At 31.0% G+C, this 2,507-nt stretch carries 2 protein-coding genes; both read right to left on the bottom strand.

The features are described 5' to 3' along the window. Positions 1–175: 175 nt before the first annotated feature. Positions 176–712 carry a 2'-5' RNA ligase family protein gene (locus tag NiCM35_RS26530; RefSeq protein ID WP_433780902.1) on the bottom strand — a complete coding sequence of 179 codons (537 nt, stop codon included), beginning with the start codon at positions 710–712 and terminating at the stop codon, positions 176–178. 286 nt (positions 713–998) lie between these two features. Beyond that, the gene (locus NiCM35_RS26525) at positions 999–1,190 is read right to left on the bottom strand and encodes an NUDIX hydrolase (protein WP_095334372.1); all 192 of its coding nucleotides are present in this window, start codon (positions 1,188–1,190) and stop codon (positions 999–1,001) included. Between the last annotated feature and the right edge of the window lie 1,317 nt (positions 1,191–2,507).

Here is a 2,507-nt window from a genome sequence, read left to right as displayed (position 1 = left end):
TTATCGTTGCTATCAGATGCAACTTTTATATATTATCACATTTAATAGTTACTAGTCAATAACTTTCTTAAAAACTTTCAACTATTAAATTATCAATTTCCGTTACCATTCAAGGTAACTTTTACATAATAACAATTATCCATACAATCGTCAACAGTTTTTTATATTTTTCCAATCAAATTAAACTCTCAGAATATATAAGAGGAGCATGCTTTTTACTATCTATTCTAATTAATCCTATTCGGTTTATTTCCCCTTTTAGCTTTTCATCCATCTTTAAACAATAATTATATGCATCCTTAAGTTTTTCTTCTGAAAGTCTATTAGCTAAGTTGCAATGCGGAACCCATTTACCCGGAAGATATACCGACTCTTCATCATCAATAAAGGAGGCGAAATTTCTATGATGATCAGAATGTAAATCAAGTAACTCTTCAGTTATAGTCGGGGAATAAAATAACGTTTTTGTATTTATAAAAGATCCTATTGTCTGAAAATCAACTCTAACTTTTTCTTTACCTTTATAAAAAGTTCCCATCTTATGTATAAAGCTCATGACCGGAATATCTTTATAGTTTGCTAGTGTAATATGTGGCACTCTATCACCGACTTCTCTCGCATAATAGGATATTTCGTTACTCTCTAAGCCTTCCCATATCATTTTTATTCTTTGTTCTAATTCTAGATTAAACAATGCAACTACTGCATACATCGCAATCTTCTCCTTTATTTAATAGATAGTGTCTTTTATTTTTTCTAAAATCGAATTTTCTCTAGCTATCCAAGGATTGTAATTTAATTGAGATAATGCATATTTATTTCTTCAATCGCCTTATCAACAAATATCCATACTGGCGTAGAATCGAGTTCAAACTCATAAGCGTCTAGCTCTTGCTCCATCTTTTCATCTTTTACAAGCTCACACAGATAATAATGAGATACCATTTGAAAATATATATGCTTATCGTACTAATCAACTTGATTATCTATTACTTTTCCTAGATATTCTTTTCACTTCTCTCCATAACGCTTCTACAAGTCCCTCCTCCCGGAAACTTAAAGTCACCTTTATTTGTTTGCATAAGTAAAATCTTTTGCTTCTCAATCATCACAGCCCTTACTGCTACTCGGCGACGAATTTTCTGGTATTCTCCCTTTATATCCCGACCTATCCTTTCATTAAATTGCACTTTAGTACCTCCGCAGTCTTTCTATTTTAACTCCCATGAAATATTTTTCACTAAGGAACTTTCTCAAAACTTCATACAAGTTATTATTTCTTACTTTTTCTAGACTAATTTCTATTTTTCTTATCCCTATTCGAAACTTCACATAAAGCTATTGATTGTTGATATATCATAAGCGATTCTTTATAAAAAAAGAACAAGTTAGTTATGAATCCAGATTACCTCTTTATTATACGCTTTAACAAAATCATCAATAGATGCGAATGACAGTTAAAAAATGTATTAAAGCATACTTGGCTATTTCACCCTTATTAAACAGTTGTTAAAAACGTTACCTATAATCTAATAGGCATCTTAAGATACACTTATAAGATTAAAGAAATCCGTTTTTACAAATAATAGTTTCAATCATTTCCTTGCCTAATCTGCTCCCAATTTCCCCTAACCATCTCTTCATCTTTTCATAACATTTAGAAATCAATTAAGGTAATAGAAGCTTAACATACATCCTTTTTATGAACATTATTCCATAAAGATTTTTTTAGTAATAGTAAATATAGAATAAAAAATAAAATTAAATGAACGATTCGCAGTGATTAACCGTCTTATGATTTGAAAAAGAAAAAGGAGGCATCGATTTTACTTTGGACAATGAGAAAAGACTTATTAGATTTGCAAAAGAAGGAAACGAAGATGCCTCCACTCTTCTTTTTATTCATTAGTTTACTCGGACCAATTTTATATTTTGGCATAGGAAGAAAAAAATTAGGAGACACTAAAACGTTCGTACAAGTAAATCATTAGAAATAACATTTTAAAGACCATCAAGCAATAAGTAAATCTCCTTTCACCATTAAAAATAATTGTTGTACAGCATTATTAGGTCCAAATGAAGCTGGGGAAACCAACTATTCTTCTTCATATGCTCGCTGCTTCGCTATCCCCAACAAAAGGTTCCATCTCTTCCAACGGAGAAAATGACTATCGTAAACATATTGACTTTATGCCCCAGCATCCTAGTTTCTTTAATTGGATGACTCCCAAGAAATTTTAAATGAATTATAAATAATAGCCTTTCATTCGTTGGACTAACCGAGAAAATGAACCAGTTTCCACCTTAGAAATCCAGAAGGAAGAAAAAAATTACTAGAGCTTATGAGAAAATTAAAGGATAAGATGAAAATCCGTTTTTCCACCCACGGCCTCAACGTTACAAAAAAGTTTGTGATTACGGAAATCCCCCTTACTGCTTTTAAATTACATCAGTCTACTTATCCACACACAAAAAGACCTAAAAGCTATATACTTTTAGGTCTTTTT

It is taken from the genome of Niallia sp. M35 (assembly GCF_050971705.1).
Classification (GTDB): domain Bacteria; phylum Bacillota; class Bacilli; order Bacillales; family Cytobacillaceae; genus Niallia; species Niallia circulans_A.
Note: the sequence above shows the minus strand (reverse complement) of the source record. Positions and strands in the feature narration are given on the sequence as shown.

Bases quoted from the DNA above. Each gene is read 5' to 3' on its own strand.
- NiCM35_RS26530 (WP_433780902.1), bottom strand. From the start codon at position 712: ATGTATGCAGTAGTTGCATTGTTTAATCTAGAATTAGAACAAAGAATA.